Source organism: Emticicia aquatilis (genome assembly GCF_014644295.1).
GTDB lineage: Bacteria > Bacteroidota > Bacteroidia > Cytophagales > Spirosomataceae > Emticicia > Emticicia aquatilis.
The window spans coordinates 1-19,913 of the sequence record NZ_BMKK01000007.1 but is presented as its reverse complement, the minus strand read 5'-3'; the positions used below and the strand labels follow the sequence as shown (position 1 = coordinate 19,913).

General features: G+C 38.1%; 17 protein-coding genes. 10 read left to right on the top strand and 7 right to left on the bottom strand.

Annotation, left to right across the window (positions count from 1 at the left end; all coding sequences use genetic code 11):
* The first annotated feature begins 117 nt into the window (after window positions 1–117).
* Window positions 118–1,032, top strand: coding sequence for an ROK family protein (locus IEX65_RS17140; protein WP_188767636.1), 915 nt, complete (start codon window positions 118–120; stop codon window positions 1,030–1,032).
* Between the two features lie 119 nt (window positions 1,033–1,151).
* Here IEX65_RS17140 and IEX65_RS17135 read toward each other — a convergent pair whose 3' ends face one another.
* The 3 genes from IEX65_RS17135 to IEX65_RS17125 form a co-directional block, all read right to left on the bottom strand.
* On the bottom strand, window positions 1,152–1,664 hold the full coding sequence (locus tag IEX65_RS17135; RefSeq protein WP_188767635.1) for a DUF4199 domain-containing protein: 513 nt from the start codon (window positions 1,662–1,664) through the stop codon (window positions 1,152–1,154).
* Between the two features lie 109 nt (window positions 1,665–1,773).
* Window positions 1,774–2,238, bottom strand: a complete 465-nt coding sequence (locus IEX65_RS28135) for a response regulator transcription factor (protein WP_188767634.1) — start codon at window positions 2,236–2,238, stop codon at window positions 1,774–1,776.
* Between the two features lie 76 nt (window positions 2,239–2,314).
* A complete protein-coding gene (locus tag IEX65_RS17125; RefSeq protein ID WP_188767633.1) occupies window positions 2,315–3,466 on the bottom strand; it encodes a redoxin domain-containing protein in 1,152 nt (383 codons plus the stop codon).
* 160 nt (window positions 3,467–3,626) lie between these two features.
* Here IEX65_RS17125 and IEX65_RS17120 point away from each other — a divergent pair, with 160 nt between their 5' ends.
* A complete protein-coding gene (locus IEX65_RS17120; protein WP_188767632.1) occupies window positions 3,627–4,928 on the top strand; it encodes a Gfo/Idh/MocA family oxidoreductase in 1,302 nt (433 codons plus the stop codon).
* An 84-nt stretch (window positions 4,929–5,012) separates the two neighbouring features.
* Here the strand turns inward: IEX65_RS17120 and IEX65_RS17115 are convergent, their stop codons facing one another.
* The 3 genes from IEX65_RS17115 to IEX65_RS17105 form a co-directional block, all read right to left on the bottom strand.
* Window positions 5,013–6,305 (bottom strand): TolC family protein, encoded by a 1,293-nt coding sequence (locus IEX65_RS17115; protein ID WP_188767631.1) that lies wholly within the window; start codon window positions 6,303–6,305, stop codon window positions 5,013–5,015.
* Between the two features lie 94 nt (window positions 6,306–6,399).
* Window positions 6,400–9,498 (bottom strand): efflux RND transporter permease subunit, encoded by a 3,099-nt coding sequence (locus tag IEX65_RS17110; protein ID WP_188767630.1) that lies wholly within the window; start codon window positions 9,496–9,498, stop codon window positions 6,400–6,402.
* A gap of 140 nt (window positions 9,499–9,638) precedes the next feature.
* Window positions 9,639–10,748: an efflux RND transporter periplasmic adaptor subunit gene (locus IEX65_RS17105; RefSeq protein WP_188767628.1), complete on the bottom strand. Its 1,110-nt coding sequence runs from the start codon at window positions 10,746–10,748 to the stop codon at window positions 9,639–9,641.
* Window positions 10,749–10,991: 243 nt separating this feature from the next.
* On the opposite strand from IEX65_RS17105, the gene IEX65_RS17100 reads away from it, so the two are divergent.
* The gene (locus IEX65_RS17100; RefSeq protein WP_188767627.1) at window positions 10,992–12,449 is read left to right on the top strand and encodes a T9SS type A sorting domain-containing protein; all 1,458 of its coding nucleotides are present in this window, start codon (window positions 10,992–10,994) and stop codon (window positions 12,447–12,449) included.
* 4 nt (window positions 12,450–12,453) lie between these two features.
* On the opposite strand, the gene aroQ is transcribed toward IEX65_RS17100, so the two are convergent.
* The gene (gene aroQ / locus IEX65_RS17095) at window positions 12,454–12,882 is read right to left on the bottom strand and encodes a type II 3-dehydroquinate dehydratase (protein WP_188767626.1); all 429 of its coding nucleotides are present in this window, start codon (window positions 12,880–12,882) and stop codon (window positions 12,454–12,456) included.
* Window positions 12,883–12,940: 58 nt separating this feature from the next.
* Here aroQ and xerD point away from each other — a divergent pair, with 58 nt between their 5' ends.
* From xerD to IEX65_RS17060, 7 genes are all read left to right on the top strand, one after another.
* Complete coding sequence (gene xerD / locus IEX65_RS17090; RefSeq protein WP_188767625.1) at window positions 12,941–13,885, top strand: site-specific tyrosine recombinase XerD; 945 nt, start codon at window positions 12,941–12,943, stop codon at window positions 13,883–13,885.
* Window positions 13,886–13,977: 92 nt separating this feature from the next.
* Window positions 13,978–14,910 (top strand): 1-phosphofructokinase family hexose kinase, encoded by a 933-nt coding sequence (locus tag IEX65_RS17085; RefSeq protein WP_188767624.1) that lies wholly within the window; start codon window positions 13,978–13,980, stop codon window positions 14,908–14,910.
* Window positions 14,911–14,944: 34 nt separating this feature from the next.
* Entirely contained in the window at window positions 14,945–15,445 is a 501-nt protein-coding gene (locus IEX65_RS17080; RefSeq protein WP_188767623.1) for a hypothetical protein, read from the top strand.
* Between the two features lie 27 nt (window positions 15,446–15,472).
* A complete protein-coding gene (locus IEX65_RS17075; RefSeq protein WP_188767622.1) occupies window positions 15,473–16,225 on the top strand; it encodes a PI-PLC domain-containing protein in 753 nt (250 codons plus the stop codon).
* A 4-nt stretch (window positions 16,226–16,229) separates the two neighbouring features.
* Entirely contained in the window at window positions 16,230–17,018 is a 789-nt protein-coding gene (locus IEX65_RS17070; RefSeq protein WP_188767621.1) for a DUF4198 domain-containing protein, read from the top strand.
* Between the two features lie 83 nt (window positions 17,019–17,101).
* On the top strand, window positions 17,102–18,199 hold the full coding sequence (locus IEX65_RS17065; protein WP_188767619.1) for an acyltransferase family protein: 1,098 nt from the start codon (window positions 17,102–17,104) through the stop codon (window positions 18,197–18,199).
* Window positions 18,196–19,824 (top strand): SGNH/GDSL hydrolase family protein, encoded by a 1,629-nt coding sequence (locus IEX65_RS17060; RefSeq protein ID WP_188767618.1) that lies wholly within the window; start codon window positions 18,196–18,198, stop codon window positions 19,822–19,824. Before IEX65_RS17065 ends, IEX65_RS17060 begins: the two co-directional genes overlap by 4 nt.
* Window positions 19,825–19,913 lie beyond the last annotated feature (89 nt).

Here is a 19,913-nt window from a genome sequence, read left to right as displayed (position 1 = left end):
ATAAAAATTGTTGTCTTTGATGATAAGATGCTATAAGTTTGTAAGGAGTTGCTCGTTGATTTGTTAATGACAAGTTAACAGCATTTTTCCCTCATAATAATCAACCTTATTTATAAAATGAAGACACTTTGGGGTGTAGATTTAGGCGGCACAAAAATCGAAGGCGTGGTGATGAATGCCGAAAACAATGAAGTTTTATCAAGAAAAAGAATTCCAACCGAAGCCAGTAAGGGTTACGAACATATCATTAGTCAAGTCGTAAGATTGATTGATTCAATCAAAGAAGAAATAAACATCGCTCCAACTGCTATTGGTTTTAGTACGCCAGGAACGACCGACCCGACTACACAGACGATGAAAAACTGCAATACGACGTCGATGAATGGCAAACCCATGAAAGCCGACCTTGCAAAAGCTCTTGGAGTGCCAGTTGAGTTGGCAAATGATGCCAATTGTTTTGCTTTGGCCGAAGCTACGATGGGAATTGTGAAGGATGTTTTACCAGATGCAAAAGTTGTTTTTGGCGTAATTCTCGGCACTGGTGTGGGTGGTGGAGTTATTGTAAATGGTCAAGTAATCAACGGAAGGCACGGCATCGGTGGTGAATGGGGACATAATTTCTTTGAAGATGATGGTGTAATATGCTACTGCGGAAAAACAGGCTGCAACGAAAATGTATTTTCTGGCCCAGCGTTGCAGCAATATTATAAGAAATTGAGCGGAAATGACCTAACAATGAAAGAAATCTACGAACTTCATAAAGCAGGAACTGACCCGCACGCAACCGCTACGCTCAACCATTTAGTAAAGTCTTTCGGACGTGCCATTTCTTCTATTGTCAATGTGCTTGACCCCGATGCCATTGTAATTGGTGGCGGTGTGGGAAATATTGATATGATTTATGAAGCGTTCCCCGAAGAACTCAAAAACTGGATTTTCAATAACCGCAAAGTAGAAACGCTTTTCTTAAAACCAAAACTCGGCGATAGTGCAGGTGTTTTTGGTGCGATTGAGTTGGTTAGGGGGTATTGAGATTTCACTTACATTTACCACGGAGGCACGGATTACACGAATTTTAACGGAGAATAATCTATGAAAATCTGTGTAATCTGTGCCTCTGTGGTAAACGACGTTTGGTGAAAATATACGTGTCACTTCCTTTTCAAAATCAAAGCACTAATTAGTGACACAACTAAACCTACTGGCAGAATCTCCATGTAAGTCAAAAATATTACGCCGAATGGATTGCTGTACATCTTTTTATAACCTTCCATTTCCGCAGTTTTTGAGGCAATTTCAGTTTGACTTGCTCCGTCTGCTTTTATTTTTTCTAAACCATACTCCGAAAACTTCTCCAGAAAATCAGGAATAAATACGTAGTAGTCAATCAGCCAAGCCAGTACATAAATCGAAGAAGCAATAAGTGCGATGTAAAGTCCAATTTTGAAGGCGTTGCCAAAACTAATCTTCCCGCCACCGTCTTTATCTCTGAAGTTTTTTACACCTACAAAAACAAGCGAAAAAGCTAAAATCATAGCCGCATAGCCAAGCAGCATATTGCCCTCAAAGCTTTTTGTGGCGTAGCAATAGGCAATAGAACACACCGTAAAAGTAGCAATCAAAACGCCCGAAATTAGGCCGTAAGTAAGTACAATTCTTTTCATATTTTTGTTTTGTTTAGGCCACAAAACTGAGTATTTAGCCACACATTTAGCTCATACTTTTGAGTGATTTTGACAGAAAAGCCCGTTTTCACCCAAAAGTATGAGGCTATCATGGAATCAAACTCAATCTTTTGGCTTTTTCTACGGCCTGCGTGCGGCGTTTAACATCTAATTTTTCAAACAGATTTGAAGTGTGAGTCTTGATAGTATTGAGCGAAACAAAAAGCCGTTCGGCAATTTCTTGATTGCTTAGTCCTTCGGCCATGAGTTGTAGCACATCGAGTTCTCGTTTGCTTAAACCGAGGTCGGTCATGGCAGCTTCATTGAAACTAAAATCATTGACTGACACGGCCTTTTCTATGATTTTAGTCTCTACTTTGGGTTTGTTTAGCTTCAAGGCCAACCATATTCCTAAAGCTGTAAATAACACTGCAATGATACCTGCATAAATCTCAAACGTATGATTGATTATGATGAAGCGTAGCTCAATCCATTTCAGAAAGAAAAGCAGAAAAGCCAACGAAATTCCGTAAAGAATAGTATCTCTATTTTTATTGATAAAATTCAAAATCATTTTTTGTTAAAAAAGAAATGGCACAAAATATCATCGAAAGATAATAAATTGTGCCATAAAGTTGATGTTTACATCATCAAAAATAACGACCAATCTTAGGGTGGTCAACTATCATTCGCTTCAATTTTTGATTGTCGATGCTTCCTTGAATGCTATAAACTACTTTTCCGTTTGGCTCAACCAAAAGCGTATAAGGTAAAGCACCATTCCATTTTGGGTCGATGGCTTCGATGAGTTTGTAAATGTCTTCGTCTTTAAAAATATAGTTTTTTACGCCCGAATGTTTTTCTTTCAAAAACTTCAAGGCTTTTTCTTTTTTATCCAATTTATCGGCCGAAACTGACACAAATTCAAAATCTCTTGCTCCATACATTCGGTGAATATCCAAAAAGTCGGGGTATTCCATCACACAAGGGCCGCACCATGTTGCCCAAACGTTTATTAGGCGAAGTTTGTCCGAATCATCATTTTTTACCAGTTTTTTAATGCCTTCGGTGTCCAATTCTTCGAGCGTGACGGGGCGTGATGTCCAATTTTTTTCGTTTTTCTCGTTGTATTCGGTTTTCCAAGCCCATTTTATCGAACAACCGAAAGTCTTGGTTGTGGGCGTTGTTACTTCTTTTCCTGCCAAAACTTCGTCAATTGCTTTGCGTAAATCTTCGGCGTTAGCTCCTTTGCTTGGTTTTTCTACGGCATCGAGTCGGCCATTGTATCTCAAAATTCGTTGATTATCAAACACATACGCATGAGGTGTAGCCACTGGGCCATATTTTATCGAAACCGCCTCATTATCGCCATCGTAGAGATACGGAAAGTTAAATTGCTTCTCTTTCGCTCTTATTTTCATATTGTCATAATCATCGTTGAGGTCAGTATAACCCAACTCTTCTAACAATAGTCCATTGGGGCTATTAGGCGAAATAGCCACAACCGCCACCCCTTTGCTTTTATAATCATCTACGATTTTCTTGATTCGGTCTTCGTAAGCCTGTGCAGTGGGGCAGTGCGTACACGTAAAAACAATAACCAAGACTTTGGCAGCCGCAAAATCTTTAAGAGCATAGAATTTACCATCGTAGTTAGGTAGTCGGAAATCAGGAGCTTTTGAGCCAATTGCCAAAGTAGGCGTTTCTTGATGCGGTACTGCCAGAGGACGAGCTACGAATTTGGTTTGGGCTATTGCTGACACCACAGCCAAGAGCAATAAAAAAGTGAGAAAAGGTTTCATTTTAATGAGGTTGAATAGAGAAAATTGAGAGTTTATTTACAATCAAAATTATGCAAAAAATTTATGAATTAACGATACTTTTTTAACAAATGATAGCAATCATTTCGAGAATTAAACTAAATTTGTTGGTAAATTATTCAACTCTATAATCATACACATAATGAACTCAAATTTTTCTCGTCGTGATTTCGTAAAGGCTTCGGCAGCCGCAGTTGGCGGTATCTCGATGGCATCTTTACCCATCGAAACCTTCGCAAATTCATCAGTTGAAGATACCATAAAAGTTGCCCTAATTGGTTGTGGTGGCCGTGGTACGGGTGCTGCCATGCAGGCTCTTTCTGTGAAGCAAAACGTAAAATTGGTAGCAATGGCCGATGCTTTCCGTGATAGAATCGACTCAAGCTATCAAAACCTAACTAAAGGGAAGGTTAAAGACCGTGTAGATGTACCCGAAGACCGCAAATTTGTAGGTTTTGATGGCTACAAACAAGCAATCGCATTGGCCGATGTGGTACTTCTCACAACACCCCCAGGCTTCCGCCCGATTCATTTTGAAGAGGCTGTTCGTCAAGGGAAACACGTTTTCATGGAAAAACCAGTGGCTACTGATGCCCCAGGTATTCGTAGAGTTTTGGCCGCGGCCGAAGAATCGAAAAAGAAAAACTTGAAAGTGGTTGTGGGTTTACAACGCCATTATCAAAAATCATATCTTGAAACTTACAAAAAAGTAATTGACGAAGGTGCAATCGGCGACATCGTAGCGGCTCGTTGCTATTGGAATAATGATGGTGTTTGGGTAAATGAGCGTAAGCCTAACCAAACCGAAATGGAATACCAAATGCGTAACTGGTATTATTTCGTATGGCTCTGCGGTGACCACATCAATGAGCAACACATTCATAACATTGACGTAATCAACTGGTTTAAAGGCGGTTACCCAACAGAAGCACTCGGAATGGGTGGTCGTCAGGTAAGAACAGACAAGAAATATGGAGAAATCTATGACCACCACTATGTTGAGTTTAAGTACGCCGATGGTATGATTTTATCGAGTTCGTGCCGTCATCAACCAGGTACAGTTTCAGATGTTTCGGAGCATTTGATTGGAACAAAAGGCAAAGCAACTGAAGGCAAGATTTTTGACCTAAAAGGAAATAATATTTGGCGACACAAAGGTGAAGGAGATGGCGACCCTTATCAAGTTGAACACGATGTGCTGTTTGATTGTATTGTAAACAATAAGCCAATAAATGATGCAGAAAGAGGAGCTAAAAGTACAATGACTGCCATTATGGGTCGTATGGCTACTTATTCGGGCAAAAGAGTGAAGTGGGAAGAGGCTCTAAACTCTGACATTAATCTTATGCCAGATGCTTATACTTGGGATACTCTACCAAAAACTTTACCTGATAAAGATGGTTATTACCCAATTCCAATGCCAGGTAAAACGAGAGCAGTTTAATATTTAATTGATAATTAATAATGGAGAATTGATAATGAAAAGTACACATTTTGTGATTACTCATTATCAATTCTCCATTATCAATTATTTAACAAGTTCTCCGCTCAAACGCATGATTTGTAGCTCTGAGATTTTGATATTATAACGAGCATTTGTAAGGCGATTCAAAGAAGTATTCAAACTGCGTTGTGCTTCGTTCAATTCTAAGATTGTTGACCCACCCAACTTAAATTTCTCCAACGAAATCTTCAAGTTTTCTTCGGCTACTTCGTTGTTTTCCTCTTCGAGCTTCAATAATTCTTTATCAGTTTGATACTGATTGTAAGCACGCATCAAATCTGACTCGATCTGAATCCAAAGGTCTTCTTCTTGTTTACGCAAAATATCAGTATTGATTTTAGAAGTCTGAATCTGACGACGAACAATTTCACCATTAAAGATATTCCAAGTTGCTCCCAAACCTACGTTTAGACCAATATTTTGGTTATATAAAAACAAACCTGCATTTGTTTTGCTCAATGAATAACCAAACGAAGAGTTGAGTGTCACTCTCGGAAGTTTTGCAGCCGCCACTTCTCTTTGTGTAATCAAGCTAATATCGGTTGATTTACGTAAGGCTTGTAAGCTTTTATTAGCCGCACGGGCTTGACTTTTGAGTTGCTCGGTTGTAGGGTCAAACATAATTCCTACAACTTCCTGTACATCAAAATCTTGGTCAGCAGGTCTTACCAAAAGATTATTGAGGGTCACTTTGGCATTTTTCAAAGAGTTTTTGGCCTGAACTAATTGGGTATTTTGAGTATTTAACTCAGTTTTTGATTGTAAATAATCCAATTTTGAGCCTTTACCAAATTCCCAACGCTGCTGTGTAATTGTCAGACGTTCTTCATAATATTTAATGATAGTCTGTAAAAATGCTACCGTTTGTTTCTGACGCATCACTTCATAATAAGCCTGCATAACATTCACGACGGTATTTTCCATCATTTGGCGAGTCTGCAACTGGCTTAACTGACCTTGACCTTTTAGGCGGTCGAGTGTGGCGTACATTCGTTTTCCATCATAGAGTGTCCACGCCATTGCTACGTTGGAAGTTGGGGCAAGGCTGGTACCAAAACGATTAATCTCACTACCATTTGATAGTTTTTGGCTCACTCCGTTAAAGGCACTTCCGACGTTTGCATTCAAATCTACTCTCGGAAGCATTCCTGCATTTCCTTTAAAGACTTGCAATTCTGACGCTTCTTGTTGCATTTGAGCTACTTTTATATCGTAGCTTTTTTCGAGAGCAGTTCCAACGGCATTTTCGAGTGTTAATATTTCTTGGGCTTGTAAAACAGCAGGCAATAAAAATATAAACAGAAAGTATTTTTTCATGATTAAGAGTTTCAATCTATAGGTAAGGGCGTATCGCATACGCCCTTACAACGAGTATTTATGCTTGTAGGCGTATGCGATACGCCCTATGTTTTTACGCCATTTCAGCTTCGTGAGCAATTTCTTCGATTTGCTTCATACGCTCGAAATTTTTATTACGAGACAAGAAAGTATAAATCGCAGGAATTACGTACAGAGTAAGCACCAAAGAGAACAACAATCCACCCATGATTACGATACCCATTGCCATACGGCTTTTTCCGGCTGAGCCGAGAGCGAAGGCAATCGGAGCAGCACCTAAAACTGTTGCAAAACTTGTCATCAAGATTGGACGGAAACGCATAGAGGCAGCTTCAATGGCAGCTTCTCTAATACCCATTCCTTTCTCTCTTAGTTGATTCGCAAATTCTACAATCAAGATACCATTTTTAGTTACCAAGCCGATGAGCATAATCATACCGATTTGGCTGAAAATATTAAGCGTTTGATTGAAATACCACAACGAGAATACCGCTCCAGCAATAGCTAAAGGCACAGTAAGCATGATAATGAATGGGTCAACAAAACTCTCGAACTGAGCAGCCAAAATCAAATATACCAACACCAATGCCAATAAGAACATATAAAGTGTATTCGACGAACTTTCAGAGAAATCTCTCGACGAACCTGCCAAAGCTGTACGAATCACATCATCGGCTAACTTATCTCTGATTTTATCCATTGCCTTGATACCATCGCCAATCGTTTTTCCTGGTGCTAAGCCAGCCGAAACCGTAGCACTCATGTAGCGATTGAAGTGGTATAATTGCGGTGGGCTGCTTTCTTCGTTAATCTTTACGATATTATCAAGCTGGACAATTTCACCACGATTATTTTTAACGTAAGTATTCTTCAAATCCAATGGTTCGTCACGATTTGCACGGTCGAATTGTCCGATAACTTGATACTGACGACCATTCATCGTGAAATATCCGAAACGCTGACCTGCAAAAGCTAATTGCATCGACTGTGCCACGTCGGTTACCGAAACGCCCATACTCTTAGCTTTTTCACGGTCGATACTCACTTCGAGTTCTGGTTTATTAAATTTCAAGTTCAAATCCGATACCATGAAAGTTGGGTCTTTGGCAACTTCTTCCATAAACTTCGGTACATACTGACGAAGTTTCTCAAAATCAGGGGCTTGAATTACGTATTGTACTGGCAAACCTCCTCTCTTATCCAAAGAGATAGTTTCTTGTTGCAAAACAAACGCTCTTGCATCTGGCATTTTTTTAGTGATTTTACCCACCTGGTCGGCAATTTGTTGTTGCGTACGTTTTCTGTCTTGTGGGTCATTGAGAACCAATCTCGTAAAACCTGTATTGGCAGCACCCGAACCAGAAAATCCTGGGGCAGTCATTGTTACGATTACATTGGCTTCTGGCACAGAATCACGAATTGTTTTTCCGAGTTTTTGAATGTAGTTATCGGTAAATTCAAAAGAAGAACCTTCGGGAGCAGTAATTTGCAAACGCATGGCACTACGGTCATCGAGGGGAGCTAATTCTTGTTGAAGGTCTTTTCCGAAAAACCAAGTCATACCGAATGTAAGTAAAATCAAAGGAATTGCCACCCAACGAATATTCATGAAACTTGTCAGACGTGTTTTGTATCCATCAATTACTCTTTCAAAGAAAGGTTCTGTCATTTCGTAGAAACGACTGTGTTTTTGATTTTTTCTTACCAAGTAAGCATTCAACATTGGCGTAAGTGTCAATGAAACGAATGCCGAAATCAATACGGCGGTGGCCAAAACGATACCGAATTCACGGAAAAGACGACCAACAAAACCTTCCATAAAAATAACTGGCAAGAATACCGATGCAAGCGTAATTGAAGTAGAAAGTACGGCAAACATAATTTCATTTGCACCTTTGATTGCCGCTTCAATCGGCTTCATCCCCTCCTCAATCTTTTTATAGATATTTTCGGTAACAACGATACCATCATCAACCACTAAGCCCGTTGCTAAAACGATAGCAAGTAGTGTAAGAACATTGACCGAGAAACCAAAAATATACATAAAGAAGAACGTACCCACGAGTGATACTGGAATATCAATCAACGGGCGAACGGCAATAATCCAATCACGGAAGAATAAGAAGATAATGATTACAACCAATCCGATAGCAATCAAGAGGGTCTCTCCTACTTCTTCTACTGATTTTTTGATAAAAGTTGTGTTATCCGACATCAACTCCATTCTATAATCTTTCGGAAGTTCTTTTTTGATTTCGGCAAGACGCTTATTCACTTGTGCCGAAATATCCAAATAGTTTGCACCTGGTTGTGGTACAATTGCTAAACCAATCGAAGGAACTCCGTTGATACGCATGAGCGTTTCTTCGTTTTCAGCTCCGAGTTCGGCACTACCAATATCTTTGAAACGAATGATTTTTTCGCCTACGGTTTTTACAATCAAATTATTGAAGTCTTCCTCCCCTTTGAATCGACCAATGGTTTTTACGGTTAATTCAGTGTTATCTCCTGCCAATTTACCACTTGGAAGCTCCACGTTTTCACGGTCAAGAGCTTGTTTTACGTCTTGTGTTGTTACCCCCTGTGCTGCCAATTTATTTGGGTCCATCCACAAACGCATCGAAAATCTTTTTTGTCCCCAAATCATTACTTGGCTAATACCCTGAATGGTTTGTAGGCGTTGAGCAACTACGTTTTCGGCGTAATCGCTGATTTCCATGTGACTTCTGATATCTGATTGCAAAAGCATACTCATGATTGGGTCAGAGTTGGCATCGGCTTTTGAAACCGTTGGCGGGCCATCAATATCTTGTGGGAGCTGACGCACCGCACTCGAAACCTTGTCACGCACGTCGTTAGCGGCAGTTTCCATATCTACACCGATTTCAAATTCGATGGTGATTTGGCTCGAACCATTGTTCGATGACGAGTTAATAGATTTTATCCCCTCAATGGCATTTAATGCTTTCTCGAGAGGTTCGGTAATTTGAGACTCAATAATGTCGGAGTTGGCACCAACGTAATTGGTACGCACCGAAACAACAGGCGGGTCAATGGATGGATACTCACGTACACCCAAAAAAGTATAGCCAATTGCCCCAAACAAGATGATGAGTAGATTCATCACGATGGCTAATACTGGACGTTTGATAGAAATGGTTGAGATTGACATGTTTGTCGATGGTCAATGGTCAAAAGACCGTAATTTTATTCGGTTTTGGCAATCTATTGGGTAGTTATTGGTTATGCGTCACAGAAAATTGGTTTAGTAAGTTAAAAATTACCAATGACAAATAACCAGTAACCAATATACTATTTACTTCCTCCTTTTACTTTCACTGCGGCATCTTTTTTCAATGCCATGATACCCGAAACAATGAGAGAATCGCCCATTTTGAGTCCGCTCGTAACTTGGATTTTCTTGTCGTTACGAACACCCGTTTCAATCATTACTTCGTCGGCTTTTCCATTACGCACTACATACACTTTTTTACCTTTCAAAACTGGCACAACTGCTTCGGTCGGAATCATAATCGCTTGAGCAATATCTAAATCAACCGAAACCCTTACGAACATACCTGGCACGAGTCTGTCGGCTGGATTTTTAGCCAAAGCTCTGAGTTTTAAGGTACGAAGATTTGGGTCGATTTTTGGGTCGATGGCCACAACATTTGCATAGTACGCATCTGGCTGACCTTCCACTTCAAACTTCACGTTTCTACCTACTCTGATGAGCGTAGAATATTTTTCTGGAATCGAAAAATCCACTTTTACAGGATTTGTCTGTACGAGGGTTGCTAAGCTTGTCGTTGGCGTAACATACGCTCCTTGACTTACGTTTTTCAGACCGATTTTTCCTGCAAACGGTGCTTTCAAAACTGTTTTTTCGAGATTTGCTTCGATGAGTTCTTTGTCGGCGTTAAGGGTATTGATTTTATTAGCCGTAATTTCGTATTCTTCTTTGCTAATGGCATTGATGTCTAATAATTTTTTCTGACGGGCCTCGGTTTGTTTGGCCAATTCTATCTCGAAATTAAGTTTTTTCAACTGTGCTTGAAGGTCAGTATCTTTGATACGAGCAATCACTTGTCCTGCTGCAACTCGGCTACCTTCTTTGATATTGAGTGCAAGAATACGGCCAGAAGCCTCAGCTCTCAATTCAATTTCTTCGTTCGGAAAAATCGTACCTGATGATGTAATGACATTATCAAGGCTTTCGGTATTGACCACAAAAACATTTACGGCTACGGCGGGGCCACCACCTTTCATGTCTTTGCCTTTTTCGCCTCCTTTACCGCCTGATGGTGCAGCACCTGGCCCACCACCTGGACCTTTTTCGCCTAAATCAGGCTTTTTAAAGAAGAAAATTTTGCCAAGTACCAAGACCGCAACAACAGCAACAATAGTCAGAATCGTACGCATATTTTACTAAGTGATTAGAGGAGTATCTATTAGAAATATTAGAATAAGTTATATAAAATAAACACAAAAATATATTGAACTGTTACGATAATAAAAGTTTTTGTATTATTCCTATTAAATAATCGACATAAGGGGTGTTTTTAACGACTGTTGGAGTAAAAACAGGCAATTTAGGTGAGTTTTTGGAAAGTAAAATTTCTGACTCTAACTTTGTGGCTTTCAATAAAATACAACTTTGTTTAGATGAAACAACTCTCCACTCTTCTGCTTATTGTTTGTTTATCGCTTCGTGTTTTTGGGCAGCAGGAAACTATGCCTAAGATATGTACAAATCCCGGAAATGGGATTTTGGTTGGAGGAGATTTTAGTACTAACATAGAATACGGATGTATAGACGCACAAAGTCCTAATATAACATTTCGTGTATTTAATGGAACATTGCCAAGTGGCGAGCAGTCATTAAACCTTAGTTATATCTTTAATTTTAAAGACGGCGACCCACTTGTTTTTGGAAATACATCTTCAACCACAGTATCAAAACCTGGCACTTATTGGATATTACAAGCTGGGAATTATAAAGGACAAGTTTATATAACTTGTAAAGCTGTTGAAGTTATTCAGACAGAACAGCCTGATGTAAGCATTAGTACTTGTGGAGACAAAAATGTCACTATCACTTTTCTTAATACGCCTAAAAATCAAAAACATAATAGCTATAGAATAATTTGGGGTGATGACAACCAAACATTTATAGAACAAATCACTAAAAGCTCTTTCCCATTTTCGTTGGAGCATATTTACAATAATATTCCAACGAAAAACCTTATCATATTATCTGGTTATAGAAAAGCAAATATGCAAAACGATATTTGTAGAAGCGAGCCATTAAGCATTCCTATTCCAGTAATTAAAGAATTACCAGCTCCAGAAAGCATATCAACTGTTTCAGTTGATAATTCTAATACTATAAAATACAGCATTTTAGAAACCTCAGGAAGAAAAGCAAAATACCTTTATTACAGGTCTATAAATGGGAATAATTTTGAAAAAGTGGCAGAGTCAATCGACAATTTTTACATAGACAAAGATGTTGATTTAAGCAAAAACCAGTATTGTTATGCTTATAAATATGAAGATATTTGCGGTGTACAATCAGCCTTATCAATCAACAAAAATTGTAATGTAAAATTATCACTTAATAATACAAATCTTGAATGGACACCATTTAGTATTGATACTAAATCGAAAGCCATTCCCGAATATTCTATTGAAGGATTGAATGACGACAATAGCTTTATTACGCAAGTTGGAACCACTACAAAAACTAATTTCAATATTTTGGATGTTTGGAATATCATCCCAAATAATATCACAAAATTCAGAATTCAAGCTAAGATTACTGAGGGAACATTTCCATCCATTGTCTATTCAAACTCTGTTACTCTTCCCATCCTAAGCACCTCAAAAGAAGCAGATAGCTTCAAGATTTACCCCAACCCAAGCGAAGATTTTGTGCAGTTAAACTCAACGTTACAGCTAAAGACTGCCGAAATTGTGGATTTGCAAGGTAAAGTCATCGAAAACCAAAGCATTGAAAACGGTCAAGTTTCGGTAAAACATTTGCCCAAAGGCAAGTATATTTTGAGGCTATACGGAAACGATAAAAAGCTGATTAGCAGCAAAGCAATCATAAAAATGTGAGGTATTACAAAAAATACCTCACTCCAAATTCATAACCTTTTACGCCCAAACCCGTAATCATGCCTTTGCATACACGAGTCAGATACGAATGATGGCGGAAAGCCTCACGGGTATGAATATTCGAAATATGTACCTCAACGGCAGGTATTTTTACAGCCGAAAGAGCATCGGCAATAGCTACCGAAGTATGTGTATATGCCCCCGCATTGATGACAATTCCTGCAAATTCGGTTTCGCCGTAGCCCACTTCGTGGATTTTATCAATGATTGCCCCCTCGTGGTTCGACTGAAAATAATGCAGCGTAACATCGGGAAATATCGCCTTTAATTCTTCAAAATAAGTCTCAAAAGTCAGACTTCCATAGATATGTGGTTCACGTTTTCCAAGCAGATTAAGGTTCGGGCCGTTAATTATGATGATATTTTTCGACATTCGACAAAATGTATAGAGATAAAAGACTTATTTTGCCGTAAAATTAACAGAATATCTTTTGAATTGGCCAATCTACATACAGCACTTTAAAAATTACTTACGCTTGGAGCGTTCGATGTCCGAAAACTCTATCGAAGCGTATGTGCGTGATGTAGAAAAACTCAGTCAATTTGCCGAAATTGCCAAACACCAACCAAAACCCGAAACTATCACCGAGCGTGATATTATGGATTTTCTGGAATACCTCAATGATTTTGGGCTTTCGGCTACTTCACAGGCACGTATTTTGTCGGGCGTTAAATCGTTTTATAAATACATGGCCATCGAAAATTTGATTCAGACTGACCCTACGCATCTGATAGAATCACCAAAAGTTGGCCGAAAACTGCCTGATACGCTATCTTTTCCCGAAATTGAGCAGATGCTCGAAATGGTTGATGTTTCAACGCCAGAAGGCACTCGAAACCGAGCTATTTTGGAGGTTTTGTATAGCTGTGGAATGCGGGTTTCGGAGTTGATAGACTTAAAACTAACGAATTGTTATTTCGATATTGGTTTTGTGCGAGTTTTCGGAAAAGGACGAAAGGTAAGGCTTATTCCCATCGGTCGAGATGCCATTAAGTACACAAAAATTTATCTCGAAACTATCAGAAATCATCAAGAGGTCAAGGAAGAAGCTGAAGATATTGTCTTCTTGAATCGTCGAGGAAAACCACTTTCGAGAGTGATGATATTTTTGATAATCAAAGACTTAGCCGAGCGAGCAGGCATTCAGAAAAACATTTCGCCGCATACATTTCGTCATTCATTTGCTACGCATCTCATCGAAGGTGGTGCCGATTTGAGAGCCGTCCAAGAAATGCTCGGACATGAGTCAATTACGACAACAGAGATTTACACACACCTCGATAGAGTGTTTTTAGAAGAAACCATGCGAAGTTTTCATCCGAGAGAAAATCGTCTTTCGTCAGTTAGTAAATATCAGTCAGCAGGTTCTAAGTAAAGCTAATGGGAAATAAAAAGAAGAGCCAATGAAAAAGATTATCTTTAGTCTGACTCTTTTTATTCGTCAATCGTAATTCGTAAATCTACATTATGTCAAATAAAATAATCACACTAACCGTCAATCCAGCGGTTGATAAAAGTACAAAGTTTTCGGGCTTAGTAGCCGAGCAGAAAATTCGTTGCGAAAACCCTCATTTCGATGCGGGCGGTGGCGGAATCAACGTCTCGAAAGCCATTGCACGTCTGGGCGGAAAATCGAAAGCAGTTTTCACAACGGGAGGGCCAACAGGAGATTTGTTACAAGATTTGCTAAAGAAAGAAAACATTGACTTTCAAGCAATTACAACTAAAAACTGGACTCGTGAAAATTTTATTGCAGTCGACGTGTTGACCAATGCACAGTATCGTTTCGGAATGCCTGGGGCAGAAATTTTGCCCGAAGAAGCAAATGAAATTTTACAACAAATCGAAGCCTTAAAACCCGATTTTTTAGTAGCCAGTGGTAGCCTTTCGGCAGGTTTGGGCGACAATTTCTACGAAAAAGTTGCTGCAGTTTCTCGTAAAATCGGTTCAAAACTCGTTATTGATACATCGGGCGAACCACTCAAACGAGCCATTGACGAAGGCGTGTATCTGCTAAAACCAAACGTCGGCGAACTCGCAAAACTGGTAGGCGTTGAAGCTTTAGAAATCGACCAAGTTGATGAAGCTGCTCGTGAAATAATCGCCAAAGGTGGTTGCGAAATCGTGGTAGTTTCGCTTGGCCCACAGGGAGCAGTTTTGGTTACGAAGGATATTTGCGAGCATATTCCTGCTCCATCAGTAACGAAAAAAAGTACCGTAGGTGCGGGTGACAGCATGGTTGGAGGTATGGTTTGGGCATTATCCGAGGGTAAAAGTGTACAAGAAATGCTTCGTTGGGGCGTGGCTTGTGGCTCGGCAGCAACTATGAACGAAGGCACTCAACTCTTCAAAACCGAAGATGCCAAAAGGCTTTTTGATTGGTTGCAAAAGTATAAATAGTACATAGAAAAATAACCAAAATATTTCTTTAACAATGAAAACTAAATTTTTCATCATTTTTCTGTTGAATTTGGGGATAATTCAAAATGGAATTGCACAGAATTCTTTCATAGAAGGCTGCTTAGGAACTTGGAAAGGCAAAATGTATATCTATAATAAAGGTAATTTAAGAGATTCCGTAGAAGTTAGATTAACTGTCAGCAAAACCAATAAACCAGATGAATGGAGTTGGAAGACTGAATATCTTTCGGCTAAAATGCCAATGGTAAAAGACTATGTATTAAGATTGAAAGATGCCTCAAAAAATGCTTATGTCACTGATGAGGGAAATGGCATTGAACTCGCTGATTATCTGTTTAATAACAAGCTTTATTGCGTGTTTGAAACCCATAATATTATTCTGACTTCAACTTACGAATTACGAGAAAACGAGCTTATTTTTGAAGTAACTTCTGGCAAAAAAGGCGATATTGGTAATCAAGAAGTAGTCAACTATCCAGTAGAAAATTTACAGCGTGTAGTTTTTAAGAAATAAACCAAAACTACTATTTTACATAAATCTATGAAAAAAAGCTTATTAATTTTATTGTTTTTGCTTGGTTGTATTCTTTGCACTTCAGCCCAAATCATTCATTCTCACAATGATTATGAGCAGAAAGAACCGTTTTTTGCAGCCTACAATTTAGGTTTTGACTCAATTGAAGCCGATTTGTATCTCAAAGATGGCGAACTTTGTGTATCCCATGACCAAAAAGATGTATCAACCGAGCGAACACTCCGCAAATTATATATCGAGCCACTACTGGCCAAAATCAAAGAAAATGGTGGTTATCCATACCCCAATAAAAAGCCCTTGCATTTATTACTCGACTTGAAAAAACAGGGCAAAGAAATTATGCAAGTGCTTGATGCACAGCTAAAACCTTACAAAAAAGAACTTCGTCATGTGACTATTTCCATCAGCGGTGATATGCCAAAGCCCGAAGAATTTCAGAATTACGATAAAATGTTTTCGTTTGATGGTCGAAAAAGTTTGATTTATTCAAAGCAAGCCTTCAAAAGAATATACATGGTGAGTGCCAGTTTCACTGATTTTGGGAAATATTGGGCAGGAAAAGAAGCACTTTCGCAAGAAGTAGCCGATAAAATCAGCGTTTTTGTAAACGAAATGCACGCCAAAAACAAAAAAGTAAGACTCTGGGGAACCCCAAACACCGTACTTGGTTTTGCAACTTTAAAAGCTCTCAGGATTGATGTAATCGGAACTGATGACCTACCTTTGCTCCGAAATTTTATGGATAGTTCAAAAAAGTAAAAACATGAAAAAAGCAGTCATTTTATTATCATTTTTATTCATAACTGTTGCGGTCTTCGCCCATGAATTTTGGCTCGAACCACAAAAGTTTCTTTTGACAGTTGGCGAAAAAATCAATTTTAGAATTTTTGTCGGTGAAAACTTTACGGGCGAAGAAGTGGATTTTACGAAGTTTGAAGTAACAAAGTTTTCACACTTTACTAGCAGAGGCGAAGAATCAACAAAAGGTAATTTGACCGAACAAAACCTCAGCGATTTTTTGAAATTTGAAACCGAAGGGAATCATTTGATTGCCTTCAATAATTCAAATAAACATATTGAGCTGGAAGCAAAAGAGTTTAATCAATACCTAAAAGATGACGGTTTAAATAATGTGGCCGATTTCCGTAAAAATAATGGTCAACTGAATAAAAAAGGCAGAGAAGAATACCAACGTTGTGTAAAAACACTTCTTCAAGTTGGGAATGTACACGATGAAACTTATCGAATAAATACAGGTATGAAACTCGAAATCATTCCTGAACAAAACCCCTATTCCAGCGATAAATCATTGACTTTCAAAGTTTTATTCGATAATAAACCGCTCAAAAATGCTTTAGTAGTAGTTTGGCAAAAAGGCATTGAAAAGCCAAATAAACGTAATTTCAGAAGCGATTCTGAGGGTAAAATTAGCTTTAGTTTTGAACCAAAAGGCGTTTGGATGGTCAGTACGGTACGCATGGTACCATACCCAGATCCAAAAACCGCCGACTGGCAAAGCTATTGGGGAAGTTATACTTTTGGTTTTAATTAAGCTCTATCCTCAAAGGCATTTTGTTATTATATGGGATATTAGCCGTAAATTTGCTGCCAAATATATTATTTTCTCATTTCTTGATGCAAAACAATTTTCATCTTATTCGATTTATTGCAGCTACTTTAGTTCTTTTTGGGCATTGTTATCCACTTTCAGGACGTGGCTATGATTATATAACCGAAATCTCACAAGGAATTTTTCCAACCGCTCACATGGGTGTATGTATTTTTTTTATTGTCAGTGGATATCTGGTAAGCCAAAGTTTGCACAATACTGCTTTTTATAAAGTAAAAAAAGAAGCCGATGGAAGTATTTCATTTAATCAGAATCTGAGAGTTATTGTTAATTTTATATGGAAAAGAGTTGTTAGAATTTTTCCTGCCTTAGTAGTAGTTTTATTACTCACTGTATTTGTTTTAGGCCCTGTTTGTACCACTTTGCCTTTAAGCGAATATTGGCAATCATCAGAAACATATCGTTATCTTAAATTTATCAAACTCTACCCATTTGTAGATGATATTTTACCTGGAGTTTTTGAAAATCATCCCGAAAAAGGTATTAATGGCTCACTCTGGACGCTTCCATATGAAGTAACGATGTATTTATGTTTAGCAGTTTTACAACTCATAAATCTATTCTCAAAACGAAATGTATTGTTAATTCTTTTCGGGATATTATCTCCAATCATCATTTTTTTTATTTTTACTTACAACCAACAATCACTTATTCCCGTCATACATCTAAACTTTGTTCAGACACTCGAATTCAGTATGTATTTCATGACAGGAACATTGTTTTTCCTTTTTGATGATAAAGTACCCTATCACATTGGTTTGTTGCTGTTGATGATATTTCTTTGGTTTGGATTGGGGTTATTACACCTAACAAACCCTACCACAATTAAAGTGATTAGTTTTTTTGCTCTACCGTATATAGTCCTTTATTTAGCTAAGCAGAAGGGCAAACTCAATGATTTTGGGAAGCTTGGCGATTTTTCGTACGGAATTTACCTTTATGCCTTTCCAGTACAGCAGATGATTATTTATTTATATGGGTCAAACATTAGTATCTCAAAAATGTTTCTAATAAGTGTGGTCATTGTGTTCCCATTAAGTATTCTATCTTGGTTTTTGGTAGAAGAGAGAGCCATGAAGCTCAAATCTTTAAAAATTATATGAAAAATAAAATTAAGATAGCACTTTTTGTACTTTTTAGTTTTTTAAGTGTTTCATTATCAGCTCAAACTCCTAATTACCCACTAAAAGTTGCCATACTGGGCAATAGCATTACACAACACGGCCCTTTGCCAGCCAATGGTTGGAATGGAAACTGGGGAATGGCTGCTTCAGCTGAAGAATTTGACTATGTTCACCTATTAATAAAAGACTTAAAGACCATATCTACTGGTATTGAGGTATCGTATCTGAATATAGCAGGGTTTGAAAGTGGATATAACAAAAACTACAACATTAACAATGATGCTCTTAATTACATAAAAAACCAAAAACCTGACATCATATTATTCAGAATTGGAGACAATATGAGTGACCTTCAGATAGATTTGGTTGATTTCCCAAAAGCCATGACAGCATTGGTGAAATACCTAACCACTAATCAACCAAATGCTAAAATAATTTTCACCAATAGCTTTTGGACAAATGCTTACCGTGATTATGTTATCCAATCTTACGCATCTGATAATGGTCATCGTTTTATAGACTTAAAGGGGCTTTTTGATATTTCTGAAAATACTGCCGCAGCTACATATAAAGATTCATTTATTAGCCGCCATCCTTCTGATAAAGGTATGAAAGCAATAGAAGAACGCATCTGGAAAGGCATGAAAATAGATGTTGAAGATTTGATTTGTAAATATTACGGTAAGTGTAACTATTGCCAAGAAGGGAGTCATACTGGCTATCTTGATGAAGGAAGCTGCGACACAATATGGGGGTGGGCATTTGATGAACAAAATCTCGAACGCACTGTACAAGTAGATATATTAGTTGATGATAAGCCATTTATAAGTTTATTGGCCAACGAAGCCCGTCCTGACGTTCAGAAAGTATTTGGAACAAAGGCACTAAATCATGGATTTAGATATACAGTACCTGCTGGCGTATGGTGGAAAGATGGACAAAAGCACATCATTACAGCTCGACCATGTTGGAAAGATGCTAAATATTTGAACTGGTCGGGTAAAGAAGTAAAATGTAGTAAGCCAGAAGAAGTCAAAAATGAAGTACCGAGTTACGTTGCCGACTGGTTAAGCACAGAATGTGATGAAATTATTGGATGGGCTTATGACAAAAATAATCTCACGAAAACGCTTAAAGTTGATTTTCTTTTGAATGATAAAATAATGCAGACCTTAGATGCGAATGTTCAAAGGACCGATTTATTACAACAGCTTATAAGTAACCCTGATGCGGCAAAACATGTATTTGTGGCAAAATTCCCCCCATTATCTCTTGGTAATTATAATGCACAAATAAGGCTTGCAGGGACAACAACAATCATTGGCAATACCAATAATTTTCAATGCCCTAAAGTAGTTTCAGCAGTCGAAAATTCGGATTTAGATGTTTCTGTTTATCCTAATCCAAATCAAGGAGGTTTTAACCTAAAAATTCCGAATGAATATCAAAAGTATGAAATCGCCTTGTTTGATAGTTTTGGGAAAAACATACCTATAACCCAAAAAGAGGACAATATAACTATCAATAATATTTCAACAGGAATATACCTATTAAAAATCAACGTAAATGGTAAAATAATTACCAGAAAAGTTGTGATTAATTAAACGATGATAAAGTAAAAATTAAATGCTATTCTTACCTTTGCAAGAAAAAGAGCAAAAATGAGATGCCTTCATTGTAATAGCGAAAATAC

What these genes read in the sequence shown, in the direction of transcription:
- IEX65_RS17105 (WP_188767628.1), bottom strand. Translation starts at nt 10,748, where the DNA reads ATGCGTACGATTCTGACTATTGTTGCTGTTGTTGCGGTCTTGGTACTT.
- IEX65_RS17140 (WP_188767636.1), top strand. Translation starts at nt 118, where the DNA reads ATGAAGACACTTTGGGGTGTAGATTTAGGCGGCACAAAAATCGAAGGC.
- IEX65_RS28135 (WP_188767634.1), bottom strand. Translation starts at nt 2,238, where the DNA reads ATGATTTTGAATTTTATCAATAAAAATAGAGATACTATTCTTTACGGA.
- IEX65_RS17110 (WP_188767630.1), bottom strand. Translation starts at nt 9,498, where the DNA reads ATGTCAATCTCAACCATTTCTATCAAACGTCCAGTATTAGCCATCGTG.
- IEX65_RS17135 (WP_188767635.1), bottom strand. Translation starts at nt 1,664, where the DNA reads ATGAAAAGAATTGTACTTACTTACGGCCTAATTTCGGGCGTTTTGATT.
- IEX65_RS17100 (WP_188767627.1), top strand. Translation starts at nt 10,992, where the DNA reads ATGAAACAACTCTCCACTCTTCTGCTTATTGTTTGTTTATCGCTTCGT.
- IEX65_RS17065 (WP_188767619.1), top strand. Translation starts at nt 17,102, where the DNA reads ATGCAAAACAATTTTCATCTTATTCGATTTATTGCAGCTACTTTAGTT.
- IEX65_RS17075 (WP_188767622.1), top strand. Translation starts at nt 15,473, where the DNA reads ATGAAAAAAAGCTTATTAATTTTATTGTTTTTGCTTGGTTGTATTCTT.
- IEX65_RS17125 (WP_188767633.1), bottom strand. Translation starts at nt 3,466, where the DNA reads ATGAAACCTTTTCTCACTTTTTTATTGCTCTTGGCTGTGGTGTCAGCA.
- IEX65_RS17070 (WP_188767621.1), top strand. Translation starts at nt 16,230, where the DNA reads ATGAAAAAAGCAGTCATTTTATTATCATTTTTATTCATAACTGTTGCG.
- IEX65_RS17080 (WP_188767623.1), top strand. Translation starts at nt 14,945, where the DNA reads ATGAAAACTAAATTTTTCATCATTTTTCTGTTGAATTTGGGGATAATT.
- IEX65_RS17085 (WP_188767624.1), top strand. Translation starts at nt 13,978, where the DNA reads ATGTCAAATAAAATAATCACACTAACCGTCAATCCAGCGGTTGATAAA.
- IEX65_RS17120 (WP_188767632.1), top strand. Translation starts at nt 3,627, where the DNA reads ATGAACTCAAATTTTTCTCGTCGTGATTTCGTAAAGGCTTCGGCAGCC.
- IEX65_RS17115 (WP_188767631.1), bottom strand. Translation starts at nt 6,305, where the DNA reads ATGAAAAAATACTTTCTGTTTATATTTTTATTGCCTGCTGTTTTACAA.
- aroQ (WP_188767626.1), bottom strand. Translation starts at nt 12,882, where the DNA reads ATGTCGAAAAATATCATCATAATTAACGGCCCGAACCTTAATCTGCTT.
- IEX65_RS17060 (WP_188767618.1), top strand. Translation starts at nt 18,196, where the DNA reads ATGAAAAATAAAATTAAGATAGCACTTTTTGTACTTTTTAGTTTTTTA.